This window comes from Oleiphilus sp. HI0132, assembly GCF_001635845.1.
Genome location: NZ_LWGJ01000572.1, coordinates 1 through 614, shown reverse-complemented (window position 1 = coordinate 614; position 614 = coordinate 1). Strand labels below are relative to the sequence as shown.

The 614-nt window shown below is 44.0% G+C and carries 1 protein-coding gene; it reads left to right on the top strand.

What is annotated here, in order from left to right; genetic code table 11:
* Positions 1-614, top strand: a 614-nt coding sequence (locus A3766_RS07065; protein ID WP_304440937.1) for a secretin N-terminal domain-containing protein, incomplete at both ends; no start/stop codon positions are given.

Here is a 614-nt window from a genome sequence, read left to right as displayed (position 1 = left end):
AGTGATCAAGATTGTCAGACAAAATGATGCCAAGCAGAGTGCTCAGAACGATCGTTTTTTGAAAAAGGTACCATCAGAGCAAATCGTTACGCGGGTAATTCAGGTTAACAATGCTCGTGCTTTAGAGTTGGTTCCGATTCTTAGACCGATGGTGGCAAAATATGGACACCTTGCGGGTGTCGCAGCTGCCAATGCTTTGATTATTAGTGATCACCTGGCGAACATAAAACGAATTAGTAAGATTATTGATGAGCTGGATAGCCCTTCTAAATATGAACTTGAAGTTGTTCAGCTTAAAGAAGCATGGGTTGGTGATATGGTAAAGCTCTTAGAAGAGTTAGCACCTAGCGAGCTGAGTAAAGCTAAAGGAAAAAGTGGCGGCAATAAATTTAGTGTTGTTGCAGATCAGCGCAGCAATCGGCTTATCCTTCGAGGCGATGAGGCATTCCGGGAGAAAATGCGAGAGTTGATAGCCAAACTGGATCAACCTTCATCCACGGGTGGTAAAACCAAGGTAGTCCGACTTAAACATGCGGATGCTGGAGAGTTAGCTGAGTTGTTAAAGGGGCTAATGGGCGATATTAGTAGTGAGGGTGCTAAGGGTAAGGGTAAAA